Annotated in this window: 14 protein-coding genes; 10 read left to right on the forward strand and 4 right to left on the reverse strand. The window is 69.5% G+C overall.

Annotation, left to right across the window (positions count from 1 at the left end; all coding sequences use genetic code 11):
• Nucleotides 1–25 precede the first annotated feature (25 nt).
• The gene (locus OJ997_RS07710) at nt 26–2,290 is read right to left on the reverse strand and encodes an LVIVD repeat-containing protein (RefSeq protein WP_270024490.1); all 2,265 of its coding nucleotides are present in this window, start codon (nt 2,288–2,290) and stop codon (nt 26–28) included.
• A 171-nt stretch (nt 2,291–2,461) separates the two neighbouring features.
• Between OJ997_RS07710 and zwf the strand changes: the two genes are divergently transcribed.
• Nucleotides 2,462–3,880 (forward strand): glucose-6-phosphate dehydrogenase, encoded by a 1,419-nt coding sequence (gene zwf / locus OJ997_RS07715; RefSeq protein WP_270024491.1) that lies wholly within the window; start codon nt 2,462–2,464, stop codon nt 3,878–3,880.
• On the opposite strand, the gene OJ997_RS07720 is transcribed toward zwf, so the two are convergent.
• Entirely contained in the window at nt 3,877–7,560 is a 3,684-nt protein-coding gene (locus OJ997_RS07720) for an alpha-L-rhamnosidase-related protein (RefSeq protein WP_443732121.1), read from the reverse strand. The genes zwf and OJ997_RS07720 overlap by 4 nt on opposite strands.
• Before the next feature lie 71 nt (nt 7,561–7,631).
• On the opposite strand from OJ997_RS07720, the gene OJ997_RS07725 reads away from it, so the two are divergent.
• Nucleotides 7,632–8,480 (forward strand): MBL fold metallo-hydrolase, encoded by an 849-nt coding sequence (locus tag OJ997_RS07725; RefSeq protein WP_270024493.1) that lies wholly within the window; start codon nt 7,632–7,634, stop codon nt 8,478–8,480.
• Nucleotides 8,481–8,483: 3 nt separating this feature from the next.
• On the opposite strand, the gene OJ997_RS07730 is transcribed toward OJ997_RS07725, so the two are convergent.
• Nucleotides 8,484–9,260 (reverse strand): DeoR/GlpR family DNA-binding transcription regulator, encoded by a 777-nt coding sequence (locus tag OJ997_RS07730; protein WP_270024494.1) that lies wholly within the window; start codon nt 9,258–9,260, stop codon nt 8,484–8,486.
• A 198-nt stretch (nt 9,261–9,458) separates the two neighbouring features.
• On the opposite strand from OJ997_RS07730, the gene OJ997_RS07735 reads away from it, so the two are divergent.
• The 8 genes from OJ997_RS07735 to OJ997_RS07770 all read left to right on the forward strand — a co-directional run bounded on the left by OJ997_RS07735 (nt 9,459) and on the right by OJ997_RS07770 (nt 19,053).
• Nucleotides 9,459–10,988, forward strand: coding sequence for a sugar ABC transporter ATP-binding protein (locus tag OJ997_RS07735; protein WP_372517880.1), 1,530 nt, complete (start codon nt 9,459–9,461; stop codon nt 10,986–10,988).
• A 70-nt stretch (nt 10,989–11,058) separates the two neighbouring features.
• Entirely contained in the window at nt 11,059–12,102 is a 1,044-nt protein-coding gene (locus tag OJ997_RS07740) for an ABC transporter permease (protein WP_270024496.1), read from the forward strand.
• Nucleotides 12,103–12,205: 103 nt separating this feature from the next.
• On the forward strand, nt 12,206–13,150 hold the full coding sequence (locus tag OJ997_RS07745; RefSeq protein WP_272599497.1) for an ABC transporter permease: 945 nt from the start codon (nt 12,206–12,208) through the stop codon (nt 13,148–13,150).
• Between the two features lie 16 nt (nt 13,151–13,166).
• On the forward strand, nt 13,167–14,246 hold the full coding sequence (gene rhaS / locus OJ997_RS07750; RefSeq protein ID WP_270024498.1) for a rhamnose ABC transporter substrate-binding protein: 1,080 nt from the start codon (nt 13,167–13,169) through the stop codon (nt 14,244–14,246).
• A 24-nt stretch (nt 14,247–14,270) separates the two neighbouring features.
• Nucleotides 14,271–14,573 (forward strand): L-rhamnose mutarotase, encoded by a 303-nt coding sequence (locus tag OJ997_RS07755; RefSeq protein ID WP_272599477.1) that lies wholly within the window; start codon nt 14,271–14,273, stop codon nt 14,571–14,573.
• Nucleotides 14,566–15,897, forward strand: coding sequence for a rhamnulokinase (locus OJ997_RS07760; RefSeq protein ID WP_270024500.1), 1,332 nt, complete (start codon nt 14,566–14,568; stop codon nt 15,895–15,897). Before OJ997_RS07755 ends, OJ997_RS07760 begins: the two co-directional genes overlap by 8 nt.
• Complete coding sequence (gene rhaI, locus OJ997_RS07765) at nt 15,890–17,014, forward strand: L-rhamnose isomerase (protein WP_270024501.1); 1,125 nt, start codon at nt 15,890–15,892, stop codon at nt 17,012–17,014. Before OJ997_RS07760 ends, rhaI begins: the two co-directional genes overlap by 8 nt.
• Nucleotides 17,011–19,053 (forward strand): bifunctional aldolase/short-chain dehydrogenase, encoded by a 2,043-nt coding sequence (locus OJ997_RS07770; RefSeq protein WP_270024502.1) that lies wholly within the window; start codon nt 17,011–17,013, stop codon nt 19,051–19,053. The genes rhaI and OJ997_RS07770 overlap by 4 nt, the downstream gene beginning before the upstream one ends.
• Here the strand turns inward: OJ997_RS07770 and OJ997_RS07775 are convergent.
• On the reverse strand, nt 19,050–19,814 hold the full coding sequence (locus tag OJ997_RS07775; RefSeq protein ID WP_270024503.1) for a DeoR/GlpR family DNA-binding transcription regulator: 765 nt from the start codon (nt 19,812–19,814) through the stop codon (nt 19,050–19,052). The two genes, OJ997_RS07770 and OJ997_RS07775, sit on opposite strands and share 4 nt — an antisense overlap.
• Between the last annotated feature and the right edge of the window lie 26 nt (nt 19,815–19,840).

The raw sequence follows: 19,840 nt of genomic DNA on the forward strand, positions 1-19,840 counted from the left end.
GCCTCCCGCCCGTCACATCAGGGTGCTACGGGGTCGTCGTGCTCATGGTGAACACGAGCGTCTTGCCGTAGGTGCCGCTCTGCAGCGTCTCGTTGGCCGCGATCTTCTGCTGGAAGAAGAGCGTGGCCGAGCGAGCCGTGTTGGACGGCGACGCGTACGACAGCAGCGGCGTCGGCGCCGCGGTGCCGCCGACCGGGCCACCGGCCAGGCCGGTCGCGCCGTTGCCGCTCGCGAACTTGATCGTGAGCGGCGTGGCGAGCGCGCGGGTGCCGTTGACGAGGCGCCCGGTGTTCGTCGCCGACGGGTCGAACACGCTCAGCGTCGTGTCGGCCGTGTTCGTCGTGATCGACGCCGCGATGTTCGCCTCGTAGGACTTGGCGATGCCCGGAACGAACGCGCCGAAGTTCAGCGTGCCCGGCAGCGACAGGCCCATCGTCGCCTCGACCGAGGCGTTGATCGCCACGGGGAACTCCACGCTGTTGACCTTGTAGCTGATGGTCTTCGTCGTGATGTTGCCGGCGGTGTCGGTGGCCGTGACCGTGAAGCTCTTGGTGCCGAGCTTCGCGGTGTCGAGCGGCGAGCCGCTCGCGACCAGGCTGGTGCAGGAGTCGATCCCGAAGTTGTCGGAGCACGTGTAGTCGGCCGTGCCGACGGCGCCGACCTTGAAGCTCCCGCCGTCAACCGCCGCCGTGATCGTCGGGGGCTGCGAGTCGGGCGCGTACGAGCCCAGCTGCGTCTGCGGGTTCGACTGCGTGGACGTGTTGATCTTCGACAGGTGGGCGTTGGCCTGCGTGGCCGTCGCGTCGCCGCCGAGGTTCAGCTGCCAGGAGAGGACACCGCGCTTGATGTCCGACTGGTAGATGGTGCCGTTGTGCCAGTAGGTCGACCAGTCGCCACCGAGGACGATGCCGGTGGTCGGCGGGTTCAGCTCCAGCGGAGCCGGGTCGGCGTAGGCGATCTCCTTCGGAGCGGCCACGTTCGTGAAGTCGAACACCGAGATGCCCGACTGGTAGGAACCGGACGTCGCGTAGTAGCCGGCCTTGGTCGGCACGACGTTGAAGTTGTGCCAGGTGCAGTTCTCACGCGAGCCCTGCGGGCGCGGGTGCAGCAGCTCGCCCTTCGTCTGGCCCGTCACCGGGTCGATGAAGTACAGCGTGCGGTTGATGATCGTGCTGCTCGCCTGGCACTGGGCCGCGGAGCCGCCGCCCGGCTCGTGGCCGTAGATGAGGTACTTGCCGTCGTAGGTGAACGAGCCGGAGTGGCCCGTCGTGACCGACGTCATCTGCTGCGTCCAGAGCTGCGTCGGCTTCTCGACCGAGCCCTCTTCGGTGACGGCCTTCGTCAGGTCGAACTTGAACATGGCGAGGCCGTTGCCGCCCGCGCACATGGCGTAGCTCGTGCTCGTGCCGCCGACGTTCAGCAGCACGTTGTTGTCGTGGCAGGAGTTGTTGCCCACGCGCGTGACGCCGGTCTTGGCGTCGATGCCCTCGTTCGAGGCGCGACCGATCACGCTGATCTGCGTCGGGTCCGAGATCTTGATCTTGAAGATGTCGATGCCTTCGCACGTGCCGGACGAGCCGCCGTTGTAGACGTAGAGCGCGTCACGAGCGGGATCCGGCACCGCGGTCGCGGTGTGCGAGCCGCAGCCCACGAGGCCCGGGTTGTCCGCGGCGAAGCGGAACTGCTTGACCAGCTGCGGCTGCGCCGGGTTGGAGATGTCGAAGACGTGGATGCCCTCGAAGCCCGCGCCGACGAGCTGGCCGGCGCACATCGCGTTCGTGTGGTTCGGCGAGTCCCAGGAGCGGATCAGCAGGTTGCCGTAGACGATCACGTCGCCCTGACCGACGTTGCAGCCCGTGTAGTTCACGACCTCCGTCGGGTTCGCCTTGTCCGTGAAGTCGAGGATGCGGAAGCCCTCGTACGTACCGGCGATGACCAGGTTGTCCTTGAAGGCCAGGTCCGAGTTGTAGACGCCGGAACCATCGCCCGTGAGCGGCACGTCGCGACGGCTGTAGCCGACCGGCGTCAGGTTCTTGATCGCGTACCCCGCGGCCGCGACCACCGGGCCGACGGGCTCGCCCACCGCGGAGGTCTTGACCTTCGACGCGTCGTACAGGTAAGAGTCGAGATCCTCGGCACACTCGTGCTCGAGCTCGTTGAAGGTCGGCATGGCGCCGGCCCAGTTGCCACCCGTGTGCAGTGTGAGCGACTTGCCCAGCGTCGCCTCGGTCTCAGAGATACACGGATGTGCGAGCGCCGCGGACGGAGCGAATGCCCCGACTACGAGCATCGCGCCTACGCCGGCAAGACCGGCGAGACCCTTCTTGAAACGCATTGAACCCCTCTCGTTCACGGCCCCCTCATGGACCATCCACGGGACCCTACGGGGTTGATGAGCCCTTAATGAAGCCCCTTGGTCGTGGAGGTCCCTCAACACCCCGCTGGCATACTCGTGCGCCAGATGACCCGAGCTGACGGCGCAACTACTCCCGACGACCATGTGATCGTGCTGTTCGGCGCGCTGGGCGACCTCTCGCGTCGCAAGCTGCTGCCGGGCCTGTTCCACCTCGACCGCGCCGGGCTGATGCCCGCGAACTACAAGATCATCGGCACCTCCCGCAAGGGTGGTTCCGAGGCGGACTTCGTCAAAGTCGCGAAGACCGCGATCGGCGAGGCCGCCAAGGGCGAGGTCTGGGATCGCTTCTCCTCACGGCTGGGCTTCAGCGCCTTCAACGCCGACGACCCGGCGCCGCTGGTGAGCGCGCTCGCGGACGCCGACAAGGAGCTCGACAAGCCGCGCCGGCTGTTCTACCTCTCCGTCCCGCCCGGGGCGTTCGGCGCGACGGTCAAGGCGCTGGGCGACGCGGGGCTGGACGATCGCGCGCGCGTGGTCCTGGAGAAGCCGTTCGGCGTTGACCTGAAGAGCGCGGTCGAGCTCAACGCGCTCGTGCACTCCGTCTTCCCGGAGGAGCGCGTCTTCCGGATCGATCACTTCCTCGGCCGTGAGGCGGTTCAGAACCTGCTGGCGCTGCGGTTCGCGAACGGCATGTTCGAGCCGATCTGGAACCGCGACCACATCGACCACGTGCAGATCGACGTGCCCGAGACCCTGTCGGTCATCGACCGCGCGGGCTTCTACGAAGGCACCGGCGCCTACCGCGACATGGTCGTCACGCACCTGTTCCACGTGCTCGGCTTCGTCGCCATGGAACCGCCGACCGCGCTCGACGGCCGTTCGATCATCGAGGAGAGCGGCAAGGTCTTCCGCTCGATGCGCCCGATCGACCCCGCCTGCGTGATCCGCGGCCAGTACGCGGGCTATCGCGAGGAGGACGGCGTGGACCCGGACTCCCAGACCGAGACGTTCATCGCCATGCGGACGGAGATCGACAACTGGCGCTGGTCCGGCGTGCCGTTCTTCCTGCGCACCGGCAAGTCCCTGGGCGAGTCCAAGCGGTTGATCACGATCGCCTTCCGCGAGCCGCCGCGCAAGATGTTCCGCGACGTGAAGGCGTTCGTCGAGGACTACGGCCCCGACCACATCTCCTTCGACTTCGGCGACCCGGGCGGGATCACGACCTCGTTCCTCGCCAAGGTCCCCGGCCCGCGGATGCGGCTCGGCCAGGCCCAGATGAAGTTCTCCTACGAGGGGTCCTTCAACACCGAGGGCCTGGAGGCCTACGAGCGCCTGCTGTACGACGCCATGCTCGGCGACCGCACGCTGTTCACGGACTCCGACGGCATCGAGAACCTGTGGGCGGCGTCCTCGCGCCTCCTCGAGGACCCGCCGCCGCTGCACCGGTACGCGCCGGGGAGCTATGGCCCGCAGAAGATGAACGAGCTCATCGCGCCCCGGCGCTGGTGGCTTCCCGAGATCTAGGGGTTCGTCGTCGACAGGGTGAAGGTCAACGTCCTGCTGTAGCTGCCGGTGCGCAGCGGGTCGTTGGCCTTGATCCTCTGGTGCAGCGTGATGTCGACCTTGTCGTTGGACACGGGCGCGCTCCAGGTCGACTTGCTGAAGGCGACCCGCAGCGGCTCGGGCAGGCTGAACGCGCCGTTGGTGAGGTGACCGGGGTCGGACACCGTCAGCGCCGCGTCACCGGCGGTGGAGATCACGGTCGCGTCGGTCTTGGCGGTGTAGTCCTTGTCGAGGCCCGGCGTGAACGGGCCGAAGCTCGCCGGGGTGCCGAGGGAGAGCGACAGCGTGGCCGGGACCGTGCCACCGACCGGCGTGTCGGCCGTCGCGCCGACGCTGAAGTGCGTCGCCCCTGAGCCGACCGCGAACACGGCGTAACCGCCCTGCTCGCCGACGTAGCGCGGCGCGCCGGCCCCGACGCCGACGTACTTGGCGGCGCTCGCGTTCGGGATCGCGACCGTCGCCTTGACGTTGGCCGGGACGTTGACGTCGAGCACGAACGAGCCGTTGGTCTTCTTCCAGGCGGTCGTGACCGTGCCGCGCTGGGTCCAGGCGGAGCCGCTCACGCGGTGCAGGTCGGCCTCCTCGACGGCGGGCGGCTCGATCCGGACGGTCGCCGCGCCCGGGCTCGTGACGCTGATGCCGAGCAGCGACTCGATCTGGTCGACGATGCCCCACGAGCCCCAGCCGTGCGACATCGACTCGTTGTTGGTCGGCACGCACGGCCACGTGGTCGCGCAGCCCGGGTTCCACTGCTCCCACATGTACGTGCCCTGCTGGGCGAGCGTGCGAGCGGGACCGTCGGCGTTCGGGTCCGTCATGAGCTTGACGACCTGGTCGTAGCGACCGGCGTCCGTGAGCGCCTTGAGCAGCACGTGCCACGTCATCGGGCCCTGCTTCATGCCCTGGGCGGTGATGGTGTCGGCGAGCTTGGCGACCTTGTCGGCGGGCGCGACGCCGTAGTAGATCGGGTAGCTCTGCGCGTGCTGCGCGGTGTTGTCGATCTGCGGGTTGCCGGCGGCCGAGCTCAGGCCGTCGGTGTAGAGCCCGTCGGGACGCAGGAGCTTGGCGTTGATCGTGGCGCTGAGCGCGTCGGCCGTGGCGGTGTAGGCCGCGGCGTCGTCGGTCTTGCCGAGCGCGGCCGCCACCTTGGCGGTGCTGCGCAGCGTGCCGACCGCGTGTGCGTTATGGATCGTGCGCGCCGCGTTGTTGGTGAACGTGTAGCCGTAGCGCATCGGCGCCGGCCAGTCGATGATCCCGTACTGGTAGGAGCTGGTGCCGCCGAGCAGGTTGTAGACCAGGCCCGCGGCGTTGCCGGACGTGGCGATGTTGGTCTTGACGTACTCGGAGATCGCCTTGAGCGTGTCGTAGCTCGACGTCAGCACGGACGTGTCGCCCGACTGCTCGTAGTAGCGCCACACCCAGTCCGGCACCATCAGCGTGTAGTCCGGGATGTCGCGCATGTTGTCGCCGTTCGGGTAGACGGCGTTCACGCGGCCCGGCGTGCCGATGCTCGGGTACGAGCACGGCAGCTGCGCGGCGGTGCAGTAGCCGCTCGATGCCGCCTTCCACGAATGGGTCGCGCTGTCGATGATCTCGCGGATCGCGCGCTTGGAGGCGTTGCGGTCGCCCGCCGCGATCATGTTCGCGAACGAGATGTCGACCGTATCGCCGGTGAACTGGCCCTTCTCACGCGTCGGCGTGTCGAGGAAGACCTCCTGCGAGGAGTCCACGCCGGAGTGCTGCATCAGGTCGAAGACGGCGTCGAGCGTCTCGTTGTCGGAGTCGAAGGTCGCGAGCCGGTCCTCCGGCGTCGCGCTGTGCTGGACGACCGCGCTGATGTCGTCGGCGGTCAGGTCCTCCCCCGGGCCGGGCGGCAGGATCTGCAGGTAGCGCCAGCCCCAGTACTGGAACGGCTGCGCGACCTGCGCCCCATCCTTCTGCGTGTACCAGTAGCCGAGGTTGGAGCCCTGCGTGTCGTGCGTGGACGTGCCCGCGCGCGAGCCCTCGACGAAGCGCGCGTTGGCGTGGTCGCGCGCGAGCGGCGCGTCGAGCGTGAGGCCCGTGCCGGTCGCGCCCGCCGTGCCGACCGCGGTGATCGTGCGCGTTTCGGGATCGCCCGCGCCGTAGCCGTTCGCGGCCTGGTCGACGGTGATCCTGTCGCCGACGACGAAGTTGGTGACCGCGGCGACCTTCAGGTTCGTGGAACCCGCGGTCGCGGCGGCGGCGAGCGTCGTGTTGTTCAGGCGGTAGCTCGTCTGGACGACGACCTGCCGGCCGGAGACGCCGCTCTTGTAGGCGATCCGCGGCATCGCCGACTGGACCTTGCCGAAGTCGACGACGATCGAGCCGTCGGCGAGCTTGGTGAACGTCTTCGGCTTGACCGTCTCGTAGTCGAGGTGGCTGATCGCCGGATCGAGGTGGCTGAACGTCTCGCGCAGCGGGTTGAGCGGGCGCGGGTGCGGGCCGATCGCGTACGCGGGCTGCCATGCGGAGTCGTCGAAGCTCGCCGTGTCCCAGCCGGCCTGCTCGCCGCGCGCGTCGTAGCGCTCGGCGTTGTCGCCCGAGTCGCCGTTGCGGCGCGTGATGGTCGCGTTCGTGAACTCGTTGGCCTTGCTGACCTTCCAGGTGCCGTCGGAGACGAACGTCTCGCGCGTGCCGTCGGCGTGGTCGACGACGGCCTTCACGATCAGGCCGGTCGGGCCGGCGTGGTCGAGCACGGCCTGGCCGCTCGCGTGCGCGGTCTTGAGCGGCGCGCTGACGTCGATGCCGGTGCCGGTCGCGCCCGCCGTGCCGATCTTCGTCACGGTGGCGGTCTCCGCGGCCGCGCCGGTGCCGACCGTGATCTGGTCGCCGACGTCGAACACGGACACGCTCGCGACCTTCAGGTTCGTGGCGTCCACGGCCTGCGCCGCCGACAGCGTCGTGTTGGCGATCGGGCCGTTCGCGCGGCCCTGGCAGGTGCAGGTCCAGTAGTGGTAGAGCGCGCCGAGCGCGAGCGGCTCGCCGGCCTTGACCGCGTCGGTGGCGTCGAACGCGTAGTACTGCGCCTCGGTCGGATGGTCGAAGTTGTCGCCGATGCCGACGCTCTTGCCATTGACCTGGATGCGGTAGTTGCCCATCGCCGACGCGTAGACCCGGGCGCGGGTGACCGGGCTGGTCTCGAGCGCCGGGAACGTCTTGCGCGCGAGCGTCCAGTCGTCGGTGGAGTCGTTGCCGGTGGTCACGCGGCGGATCCAATTCGCGCCCGACCAGCCGCCGTCGCCGAGGCCGGTCTCGAACGCCGCGCTCGCCGCCGGGGACTCGACGCCGCCGGCGTCCCACGTCTTGACCGACCACGTGTACGCCTCACCGCCCGCGAGCGCCGGGCCGCCGTACGGGACGTAGGACTGCGCGTCGGACGCGACCTTGCCGCTGTCCCACAGCGCCGTGCCGTCGGCCTTGGTGACCGTCAGCCGGTAGGCCGACTGGACGTCGTTGCCGCGGTCGGAGCCCGGCATCCAGCCGAACTGCGGCGCGCCCTCGACGTTCAACGGACGGGCTTGATCGCCGACCGTAAGCTGCGTCGGTGGACCGGCGGCCTGCGCGATACCGGGTGCGCCGAGGCACAGCAGCACGGCTGCACCAAAGGACCAACGTCTCATAGGGCTCTCCCCCTACGCGTTCATGGGCGAACGCGATCGATTTGGGGAACAACTAACCACGAACCGCGCACATGTCAAGCAAAGATGAGCTTGCTCCCATCATCGACCTCCGCCCCGGGCCGAGCGCGAACGTCGTCCGCGTCGGCTCGGTGCTGATCGACACGGGCAGCGGCACGCCGGCCTCCATCGCACGCCTGCGGGCGTTCGCCGCCGGGGTCTCCGAAGTGGCCCTGACGCACTTCCATGCCGACCACGCAGGTGGCGCGGCCGCGCTCGGCCTGCCCGTCGCCGCGCACGCCGCCGAGGCCGACACGAGCGATCCACGCACCGGCGACCCGTGGCTGGGCTTCGCGATCCCGCCCTACCGCGTCGACCGCGCGCTGCGCGACGGCGACACGATCGGCGAGCTCGTCGTCGTCCACACGCCCGGCCAGACGCCGGGGCACGTCGCGTACTGGCACGAGCCGACGCGCACCGCGATCACCGGCGACCTGATGCAGCGCGGCGACGTCGCGTGGGTCCCCTTTGGCGGCCCGTGGGCCGAGGGCGCGCTGGAGACGATGATCGAGTCTGTGCGAACGATCGCGTCCCTACGACCAGCGCGCTGCATCTCGGGGCACGGGCCGCCGGTCGACGACGTGCCGGGCACGGTCGAGCTCACTCTACGCCGCTACGCGCAGTTCGAGAAGCATCCGGAGAAGGCCGTCTGGCACGCGATCCGCCGCGCGCTCGTCTCACACCTGATGATCACGCCGCTCACCGGCGAGCAGCTCGCCGACCTCCCCTGGGCGCCGATCGCCGCGCAGGCGCTGGACGAGCACGAACGCGCGATCGTCGACGTCGCGCTGTACGGGCTCGAGGAGCGCGGCGTGGTCGCTCGGCGCGGCGACCTCTGGGTCACCACGCTGCCGCACGAGTAGCGACTACGCGGTCGCGACCGGGCGCACCGTCGTGCCCCCGAGGCGCAACGCGTCCGCCTCGCGCTCTTCGAGCCCGACCGCGAGGGTCGTGTGCACTTCGGAGAGCGGGGCGATCACCGAGAGCCCGCGGACCGAGAGCTTGGACTGATCGATCAGGAGCACGGACTCCCCCGCCTGCTCGATCATCGCCCGCTTGAGCTCGGCCTCCAGCGGATCGGCGTCGGTGAGCATCCCGTTGGCGGCCACGCCCTTGACGGAGAACAGCAACCGGTCGGCGAAGTGGCCCTGGACCGTGCGGACCGCGAACGGGCCGACGAACGAGCGCGTGAGCCGGCGCAGCGTGCCGCCGATCCCGATCACCTCGAGCCCGGGCCCGCCCTCGCGGAACAGCAGCTCCATGACGGGCAGCGAGTTGGTGAGCACCGTGGCCGCGAGCCCGGTCTCCACCAGGCGCTTGGCGACGTAGTAGGTCGTCGTCGACGAGTCCAGGAAGATCGTCTCGCGCGGCGTCAGCAGCGACACGGCCTCGTGCGCGAGCCGCGTCTTGGCCTCCGCGCCCAGCTCCAGGCGGCGCGCGAACGAGTCCTCGTGCGCGGAGATGGTCGGCAGCACGGCACCGCCGTGCGTGCGGCGGACCACGCCGCGTCGCTCCAGCTCGGCCAGGTCCCGGCGAGCAGTCATCGGCGAGATGCCGAACCGCTCCTCGAGCTCGGCCACGGTCACGGCGCCGTTCGCGCGCAACCGCTCGGCAATCTCTCGGCGGCGTGTTTCGGCGAGCACGCCGGGACCGTCTTCTGATCGTCTACGTGCGATTGGGATCTCCTCCGCCCCTCAGACAACCATCGTATGGTCGGATTGTCAAGACAACGGTCATAGCCGCACAGAGAAACGAACACGAAGAATCACCAATCGCTCTTGACAGCCCCCGATCGCTCTGTTTTGATCGGGTTCTGTTGTTTCGAGGGGGAGGAGCCTCAAATCAACCAGCAATCGACAGCTGCTGAGACAAGCACGCCAATCATCGCCCTAGAAGGCGCCAGCAAGTCCTACGGTGCCGTGCGCGCCTCGAGGAACGTCTCGATCGCGCTGCGCTCCGGAGAGGTCCGGGCGCTCGCGGGTGAGAACGGCGCGGGGAAGTCCACGATCGTGCGGATGCTCGCCGGTGTGCAGCGTCCCGACGAGGGCGACGTGCTGGTCGACGGCGAGGTCAAGGCCTTCCACGGGCCGGCCGACGCACGCGACGCGGGCGTCGCGGTGATCTACCAGGAGCCGACGCTCTTCCCCGACCTCTCGATCGCCGAGAACGTGATGATGGGCCGCCACCCGCTCGGGTCCGGCCGCCGCATCGACTTCAAGGCGCTCAACCGCACGGTCAAGGAGCTGCTGGACCGGCTCGGCGTCAAGCTCGACCCCGAGCAGCCGGTCAAAGGCCTGAGCATCGCCGATCAGCAGATCGTCGAGATCGCGAAGGCGCTCAGCTTCGACGCGCGCGTCCTGATCATGGACGAGCCGACCGCGGCGCTCTCGGGCCACGAGGTCGACCGCCTGTTCAACGTCGTGCGCACGCTCAAGGAGCGCGGCGCCGCGGTGCTGTTCATCAGCCACCGCCTCGACGAGATCTTCACCATCTGCGACACGGTCACCGTCCTGCGCGACGGCGAGGTCACCCACGACGGCCGCACGGCCGAGATGGACACGGACGAGCTCGTCCGCCGCATGGTCGGCCGCGAGCTCTCGAACCTGTTCCCGAAGGTCGACGCCGAGATCGGCGAGTCGGTCCTGCAGGTCGAGCGGCTCACGCGCGAGGGCGTCTTCGTCGACATCTCGTTCGAGGTCCGGCGCGGCGAGATCGTCGCGCTCGCCGGCCTGGTGGGCGCGGGCCGCAGCGAGGTCGCGCGGGCGATCTTCGGCATCGACAAGCCGGACGCCGGCACGGTCACCGTCGACGGTCGCACGCTCAAGCCCGGCTCCCCCACCGGGGCCATGAAGGCCGGCATCGGGCTCGTGCCCGAGGACCGCCGCCAGCAGGGCCTCGTGATGGAGCTGAGCATCGAGCGCAACATGGGCCTCACCCGGCTGCAGGCGCTGCGCAACAAGCTCGGCGTGATCGGCATGGGCTCGGAGGCCAAGCTGGCCTCGGACTGGGCGACCAAGCTGCAGCTCAAGTACCACAAGCTGAGCGACCCGGTGGGCTTCCTGTCGGGCGGCAACCAGCAGAAGGTGGTCCTCGGCAAATGGCTCGCCACGAGCCCGAAGGTCCTGATCATCGACGAGCCGACGCGGGGCATCGACGTGGGCACGAAGGCGGAGGTGCACCGGTTGATGTCCGAGCTCGCGGGCCAAGGCCTCGCGGTGCTGATGATCTCGTCCGAGCTGCCCGAGGTGCTCGGGATGGCCGACCGCGTGCTCGTGATGCACGAGGGCCGGATCGCCCGTGAGCTCAGCCGCGAGGAGGCCGACGAGGAGAACGTCGTCCGCGCCGCGACGGGTCAGGTGGCCGCCGCATGAGATCCGCGAAGCGATCTCTCAGCCGAACCGGCTACGCACCGGCGAAGCCGGTCGCAGACGGGAAGCGCCCGTGAGCGCGTCGACCCAGGCCGCGCCGACGCCCGCGGCTCCGCGGGCGGAGGAGAAGACCTCGTGGATCGACACCGTCGTCCGCGCGCGTGAGGTGAGCCTCATCGGCGTGCTCGCGATCCTCGTGATCGCGGTCAGCCTCGCCGAGCCCCGCTTCCTCAACGCGCAGAACCTGCGCGACATCCTGCTCAACGTCACGATCGTGGCGCTGCTCGCGGTCGGGCAGACGATCGTCGTCGTCACGCGCAACATCGACCTGTCGGTCGGCTCGATCCTCGGCATCACCGCGTTCGCGACCGGCGTCATGTTCGCCGACCACAACGTGCCGATCCCGCTGGTGTTCATCGGCGGCATCCTGTTCGGCGCCTGCTTCGGCGTGGTCAACGGCGTGATGGTCGCGTACGCGCGCGTACCTTCGCTCGTGATCACGCTCGGCACGCTGTACGTGATCCGCGGCATCGACTACTGGTGGGCCAGCGGCCGGCAGATCAACGCGGCCGACATGCCCGACGGCTTCCTGTCGCTCGCGACGCAGAACATCCTCGGCTTCCCGGTCCTGCCGCTGTTCACGATCGTCGCGATGGTGATCGTCGGCGTCGTGCTCGGCCGCAGCCGCACGGGCCGCGAGCTGTACGCCATCGGGTCCAACCCGGACGCGGCCGTGCTGGCCGGCATCCGGGTCACGCGGCGCGTGCTCGGCGCGTTCGTCGCCTCCGGCGCGATCGCCGGCCTCGCGGGCGTGCTCTACGCCTCCCGCTACGGCACCTTGGACGCGGTCGCCGGCAACGGCATCGAGCTGTTCGCCGTGTCCGCGGTGGTCGTCGGCGGCGTCGCCATCTTCGGCGGCTCCGGCACCGTCTGGGGCGCCGCGCTCGGCGCGCTGCTGCTGGCCACGATCCGCTCCGCGCTCGTGATCCTGCAGGTCAACCCGTTCTGGGAGCAGGCCATCAACGGCGCGCTGCTCCTGCTCGCCATCGGCCTCGACGCCTACCTGGCGATGCGATTGGCCCGCGAACTGCGGAAGAGGAGCTCGCACCGTGTCTGACGTCAAGACCAACGTCGAGGGCGACGTCGTGCGCACCAGCGACAGCGGGTTCGACATCAAGCGCCTCGGGCGCTGGGAGACGGTGACCGTCTTCCTGCTGCTGATGGCGATCCTGTACGGCGCGACCACCAGCGGCTCGGACTTCCTGTCGGGCGGCAACCTGAACTCGATTCTCTCCGACATGTCGGAGATCGCGATCATCGCGCTCCCGCTCACCCTGATCATCGTCGCCGCGGAGATCGACCTGTCGGTCGCCTCGGTGCTCGGCCTCACCAGCGCCCTCATGGGCTACCTGTGGAACCACGGCTGGGCGATGGAGATGATCATCCCGGCGGTCCTGGTCATCGGCGCGCTCGCCGGCGCCCTCAACGGCGTGCTGGTCACGCGCCTGGGCCTGCCCTCGCTCGCGGTCACCATCGGCACGCTCGCCATGTACCGCGGGCTCGCGTACGTCGTGCTCGGTGACCAGGCCGTCGCGGACTTCCCGTCCAAGTTCACCGAATGGGGCTTCGGCACGTTCGCCGGGACCCAGATCCCGAATCCGTTCGTCGTCTTCATCGTGCTGGCCGTCGTCTTCTTCGTCGTCCTGCACATGACCGGGATCGGGCGCTCCATCTTCGCGATGGGCGCCAACGAGGAGGCCGCGCGGTTCAGCGGCGTCCGCGTGAAGCGCATCAAGTTCTGGCTGTTCGTCGTCACCGGCGCCATCAGCGCGCTGGCGGGCGTCGTCTACGCCTTCCGTTTCGCCTCGGCGCGTGCCGACAACGGAGCCGGCCTCGAGCTCTCCGTCGTCGCCGTCGTGCTGTTGGGCGGGGTCTCCATCTTCGGAGGGAAGGGGCATCTGCTCGGCGTGATCTGCGCCATGCTGCTGCTCGGCACCCTCCGCAACGCGCTGACGCTCAATGACGTCTCCGCCGAGGTGCTGACCATCGTCACGGGCAGCCTGCTGCTGCTCTCCGTGCTCGGACCGAGTGTCACGGCTCGCGTTCGGGAGGCGCTGCGAAGGGGACGCGGCGTCGATGCACCCCCCACACCCACAACCACATAACTCTGTGAGGAGAGAGATGGCCATTCGCAACAAGGCGTTCGCGGCGCTGGCGCTGACGAGCATGCTCGGTGTCGCCGCCTGCGGCTCCACCAAGGACGACGAGGAGAGCGCGACGTCCACGCCGGCCGCCGAGGCGACCACCGAGGGCGCGGCCGCGGCCGGCGGGGAGATCAAGGAGGGCCTGAAGATCGCCTTCCTGCCCAAGCAGATCAACAACCCGTACTTCACGATCTCCGACAAGGGCGGCGAGGACGCCGTGAAGGCGTTCGGGGGCGAGTTCAAGCGCGTCGGCCCGTCGGACACCGCGGCTTCTTCGCAGGTGTCCTACATCAACACGCTCACGACGCAGAAGCAGGACGCGATCGTGATCAGCGCCAACGACGCGAACGCGGTCGTCCCGGCGCTGGAGAAGGCCAAGGCCGCCGGCATCAAGGTCGTCACCTACGACTCGGACACCGCGCCCGAGGGTCGTGACCTCTTCATCAACCAGGCCGCCGCCGAGGACCTCGGCCGCAGCCAGGTGCAGCTGCTCGCCAAGCAGATCGGCCCGGAGGGCGGCGAGATCGCGATCCTCTCCGCGACGCCGAACGCGACGAACCAGAACACCTGGATCGAGTTCATGAAGGACGAGCTCTCCAAGCCGGAGTACTCCAAGCTCAAGCTCGTCAAGACCGCCTACGGCAACGACGACGACCAGAAGTCCTTCGAGGAGACGCAGGGCCTCCTGCAGGCCTACCCGGACCTGAAGGGCATCATCTCCCCCACCACGGTGGGCATCGCCGCCGCCGCGCGCTACCTGCAGGGCTCGGACGCCAAGGGCAAGGTCAAGCTGACCGGCCTCGGCACCCCGAACCAGCTGCGTGACTTCGTCAAGGACGGCACGATCGAGGGCTTCGAGCTCTGGGATCCGGGCAAGCTCGGCTACCTCGCCGCGTACGCCGCGGGCGCGCTGGCCTCCGGCGTGATCACGGGCGCCGAGGGCGAGACGTTCACCGCCGGCGACCTGGGCGAGCGCACGATCGGCGCCAAGGGCGAGGTCCTCCTCGGCCCGCCGACGGTGTTCGACAAGGCCAACATCGACGAGTTCGACTTCTAAGAGCGAACGGCGCGCGCATCCGTCATGGAACGAGTCTGCTTTCAACTGCGGGTGCGCGCGGATCGCCTCGACGAGTACCGCGAGCGTCACACGGCCGTCTGGCCGGAGATGCTCGCGGCGCTCAGCGCGGCGGGTTGGACCAACTACTCGCTGTTCCTGCGCCCGGACGGGCTGCTGATCGGCTACCTCGAGACGGAGGATTTCGAGGCCGCCAAGCGAGCGATGGAGGAGACGGACGTGGACGCACGCTGGCAGGCCGAGATGGCGCCGCTGTTTGACGGCGAGCTCGCCTTCGAGCGGGTGGAGGAGGTGTTCCACCTTGACTAGCTATGCCGCGATCGATCTCGGCGCGTCGAGCGGCCGCGTGGTGTGCGGTCACTACGACGGCTCGGTGATCGCGCTCGAGGAGTGCCACCGGTTCGCGAACCGCCCGGTCCGGCTGCCGGACGGGTTGCGCTGGAACCTGCTGCACCTGTTCACCGAGGCGGTCAGCGCCCTGGAGGGCCGCCGCTTCGACGGCATCGGGGTCGACACCTGGGGCGTCGACTACGCGCTCCTGGACGCCGAGCATCGGGTCCTGGGGCTCCCCTTCCACTACCGCGACGCGCGCACCGAAGGCGTCGAGCGAGTGGAGGGCTACGAGATCACCGGCATCCAGCACATGCCGATCAACACCGTCTACCAGCTGATGGCGGACGACCGCGTCGGCGAGGCGGACGGGATCGCGCTGGTCCCCGACCTACTCGCGTACTGGCTGTGCGGCGAGCTCGCCAACGAGCGCACCAACGCCTCCACCACGGGGCTGCTGGACGCGCGCACGGGCGAGTGGTCGCTGGAGCTGATCGAGCGCCTCGGCCTTCCCACGCGCCCGTTCGGCGCGCTGGTGGAGCCCGGCACGAAGCTCGGTTCGGTGCTGCCGCACCTCGCCATCCACGCGCCGGTCTACACCGTCGCCTCGCACGACACCGCTTCGGCCTACGTCGCGGCGCCCTTGCGGGACGCCGGCTCCGCGATCCTGTCTTCCGGCACCTGGTCGCTGCTCGGCCTAGAGCTGCCGAGCCCCGTCTTCACCGACGACGCGCTCACCAACGAGCGCGGCGTCGACGGCACGATCCGCCTGCTCAAGAACGTCATGGGCCTGTGGCTCGAGCAGGAGTGCGCGCGCGTCTGGGGCGCGGACTTCCCGGCGCTGCAGCGCGCGGCCCGCGAGGTCACGACCGAGGTCCCGATCTTCGACCCCGACGACGAGCGCTTCCTGCGCGGCGGCGACATGCCGTTCCTGATCGCCGAGGTCACCGGTCGCACGGACATGACCCAGGGCGAGATCGTCCGCTCGATCTACCTCTCGCTGGCCTGCAAGTACAAGCTCGTGCTGGAGCGCCTCGAGCGCGCCTCCGGCCGCGACGTCCGCACGATCCACGTGATCGGCGGCGGCGCCCGCAACGAGCTGCTGTGCCAGCTCACCGCCGACATGACCGGCCGCGAGGTGCTCGCCGGCCCGGTCGAGGCGACCGCGCTCGGCAACGTCCTCGTCCAGGCCCGCGCCACCGGCGAGCTGGGCTCGCTCGCGGACATGCGCGCCGTGTCCGCCGCGTCCTTCGAGCCCGTCCACTACGAGCCTTCCACGTCCAAGGAATCTCTCCATGCTTGATCTGTCCAAGCTCGTCATCGAGACCCCGTCCTGGGGCTATGCCGACTCGGGCACGCGCTTCGGCGTCTTCCCCCAGCCGGGCCGTCCGCGCAACACGTTCGAGAAGCTCGACGACGCCGCCGAGGTGCACCGCCTGACGGGCACCGCGCCGAAGGTCGCGCTGCACTTCCCGTGGGACACCGTCGACGACTACGACGAGCTGCGCGCGGAGATCGAGTCGCGCGGGCTGCAGGTCGGCGCCGTCAACCCGAACCTCTTCCAGGACCCCGACTACAAGCTCGGCTCCGTCACCCATCCGAACCCGGCCGTGCGCGAGAAAGCCGTCGCGCACATGCTCGAGTGCGTGGAGATCGCGACCGCGCTGGGCGCGAGCGCGCAGTCGCTGTGGCTCGCCGACGGCACGAACTACCCCGGCCAGGACGACCTGCGCGAGCGGCGCCGCCGGATGATCCACGCGCTGACGCAGGTCTACGCGGCGCTGCCCTCCGAGCAGGAGCTGCTCGTCGAGTACAAGTTCTTCGAGCCCGCGTTCTACGCGACCGACCTCGCGGACTGGGGCTCCTCGCTGCTCACCTGCCTGAAGCTCGGCGAGCGCGCGAAAGTGCTGGTCGACCTCGGCCATCACGCCCAGGGCACGAACATCGAGCAGATCGTCGCGTTGCTGGCCGATGAGGGACGCCTGGGCGGCTTCCACTTCAACAACCGCAAGTACGCCGACGACGACCTGATCGTCGGCTCGGTGAACCCCTTCGAGCTGTTCCTGATCTTCGTGGAGCTGACGGCGCTGGATGAGCTGCCGCGCCTCACGATCGACCAGTCGCACAACATCGAGGCGAAGGTCGAGGCGATGACGCTGTCCGTCATCAACCTGCAGGAGGCCTACGCCAAGGCGCTGCTCGTCGACCGCTCTGCGCTGAGCTCGTATCAGCGCGCGGGCGACGTGCTCGGCGGCCACGAGGTCCTGCTCGACGCTTTCAACACCGACGTCCGCCCTGCATGCGCCGAAGCGCGCGTGGCTCTGGGCGGCGCCGAGAACCCGATCCGCGCCCTCCGGGAGTCCGGCTACGCCGCCCGGATGGCCACCGAACGTGAATCAGAGCAGGAGCTGACCCGATGAGCACCGTCACCCCGATCATCGACCATGTAGAGGACCTCTGGCCGGCCGAGGGTGCGCCGGACGACGCGCTGGGCCAGCTGGTCCTCGCGTCCCACCTGCTCGGCGCCAACCGCGCCGTGTCCAACTTCGGCGGCGGCAACACGTCCGCCAAGGGCACGACGGTCGACCACACGGGGCGCGAGATCAACGCCATGTGGGTCAAGGGCTCGGGCTCGGACCTCGCGACGATGGGCCCGGAGCACTTCACGGGCCTCAAGCTCGACGAGATCCTGCCGCTGCTGGACCGCGACGAGATGACCGACGAGGACATGGTCGCCTACCTCGCGCAGTCGCAGCTGGACCCGAAGATGCCGCGCGCGTCGATCGAGACGCTGCTGCACGCGTTCGTCCCCGCGCCGCACGTGCACCACACGCACCCGGACGGCATCAACGTGCTCGCGGGCACGGCCGACGGTGAGCGCCTGATCGCCGAGTGCTTCGGCGACGAGGCCGCGTGGATCCCCTACATCCGCCCCGGCTTCACGCTCTCCAAGCAGGTCGGCCTCGCCGTGCGCGAGAACCCGAACCTCAAGCTCGTCGTGCTCGCCAAGCACGGCCTGATCGTCTGGGGCGAGACCGCCGAGGAGGCGTACCGCAAGACGATCGAGGTCATCAACCAGGCCGTCGCGTTCGTCAACGAGAAGACGGGCGACGTCTCGCGCTTCGGCGGCCAGAAGGCCGAGCCGGCCGGCTCGCTGACGGAGCTGCTGCCCGCGATCCGCGGCGCGGTCTCCTCCGAGCGCGCGAAGGTGCTGACGGTCGACACGTCCGAGCGCGTGATGGAGTTCGTCTGCTCCGAGCAGGCCGAGCGGCTCGTGAAGGTCGGCGCGCCGTGTCCGGACCACCTCGTGCACACCAAGCGCCTGCCGCTGTGGGTCTCGCGCGAGAACGCCACGCCGGAGAAGATCGCCGAGCTGGCCGAGCAGTACCGCGCCGACTACCGCGCGTACTTCGAGTCCTTCGCCGGCGAGGGCGACGTGGCCGGCGACCCGGACCCGCGCGTCGTGCTCGTCGAGGGCATGGGCCTGGTCTCCACCGGCACCACGACCAAGCTCTCCAAGGTCTCGCGTGACCTCTACCACCGCGCGATCGAGGTCATCGCGGGCGCCGAGGCGCTGGGCGAGTTCGTGTCGCTGGACGCGGGCGAGTCGTTCGCGATCGAGTACTGGCCGCTGGAGCTCTACAAGCTCGCGCAGGCGCCCAAGCCCGGCGAGCTGCAGGGCAAGGTCGCGCTCGTCACCGGCGGCGCGGGCGGCATCGGCCGCGCGATCATCGACACGCTGGCTTCGGCCGGCGCGTGCGTGGTCTCGTTCGACCTCGACGCCGACGGCGCCGCCGAGGCCGTCGCGGCCTACGGCGACCGTGGGCTCAGCGTCGCGGGCGACGTCACCTCCGAGGAGGCCGTCGCGGCCGCGTTCCGCGCCGCCGTGGAAGCGTTCGGCGGCGTCGACATCGTCGTCTCCAACGCGGGCATCGCGTCCAGCTCCTCGATCGAGGAGACCACGCTGGCCGAGTGGAACCGCAACCACGCGATCCTCTCGACGGGCTACTTCCTCGTCTCGCGCGAGGCCTTCAAGGTGCTCAAGGCGCAGGACACGGGCGGCTCGGTCGTCTTCATCGCCTCCAAGAACTCGCTCGTGGCCGGCAAGAACGCCGCGGCGTACTCCTCGGCCAAGGCCGCCGAGCTCCACCTCGCGCGGTGCTTGGCCGAGGAGGGAGGCGCCCAGGGCATCCGGGTGAACACGGTCAACCCGGACGCCGTCCTGCAGGGCTCGAAGATCTGGGGCTCCTCGTGGCGTGAGGAGCGCGCCGCGGCCTACAACCTGGACCCCGAGCAGCTCGACGAGCACTACCGCCAGCGCAACACGCTGAAGGTCAGCATCTACCCCGGCGACATCGCCGAGGCCGTGCTGCACTTTGCGTCCGAGCGTCGCTCGGGCAAGAGCACCGGCAACATCCTCAACGTCGACGGAGGCGTGCCGGCGGCCTACTCGCGCTAGCCGCCCACGACTCTGAGCTTCACGCCGGTCGCCCGCAGCGGTTCCAGCGCGGCGGCCGGTGCCCCATGGGCGAGCACGCTCGAGACCTCGGTCACCCGGGCGATCGCGTTCTGCCCGCGGGCACCGAGCTTGGAGTCGTCGAGCAGCAGCACGGACTCCTCGGACTGCGCGATCATGGCTCGCTTGACCTCCGCCTCCAGCTCGTCCGCGTCGGTCATCACGCCGTCGCGCGTGACGCCCTTCACCGACAGGAACATCTTGTCGGCGAAGTGGCCGAGCACGGTGTGCACGGCGTACGGCCCGACGTACGAGCGCGTGAGCGGGCGCAGCGTGCCGCCGATGCCGATCAGGTTCACGTTCGGCGTCTCCCGGCTCGCGATCGCTTCCATCACGGGTAGGGAGTTCGTGATGACGGTCACCCCGAGCCCCTCTTCGACGATCCGGCGCGCGACGAAGTACGCCGTCGAGCTGGAGTCGAGGAAGATCGTCTCGCGCGCGGAGAGCAGCTGCACGGCCTCGTCGGCGAGCGTCATCTTGGCTTCGGTGGCCACTTCCACGCGCTGCGCGAAGGAGTCCTCCTGCGCGGAGATCGACGGCAGGACGGCGCCGCCGTGGGTGCGCCGGGCGATGCCCTGGCGCTCGAGCTCGGCGAGGTCGCGGCGCGCCGTCATCGGCGACACGCCGAAACGGCTCTCCACTTCGGTCACGGTGATGGCGCCGGCGTCGCGCAGCAGATCCGCGATCGCGCTGCGACGCGCCATGGCCAGCATCGGCCGGTCTGAACGGC

This window comes from Solirubrobacter phytolaccae (assembly GCF_027587195.1).
Classification (GTDB): domain Bacteria; phylum Actinomycetota; class Thermoleophilia; order Solirubrobacterales; family Solirubrobacteraceae; genus Solirubrobacter; species Solirubrobacter phytolaccae.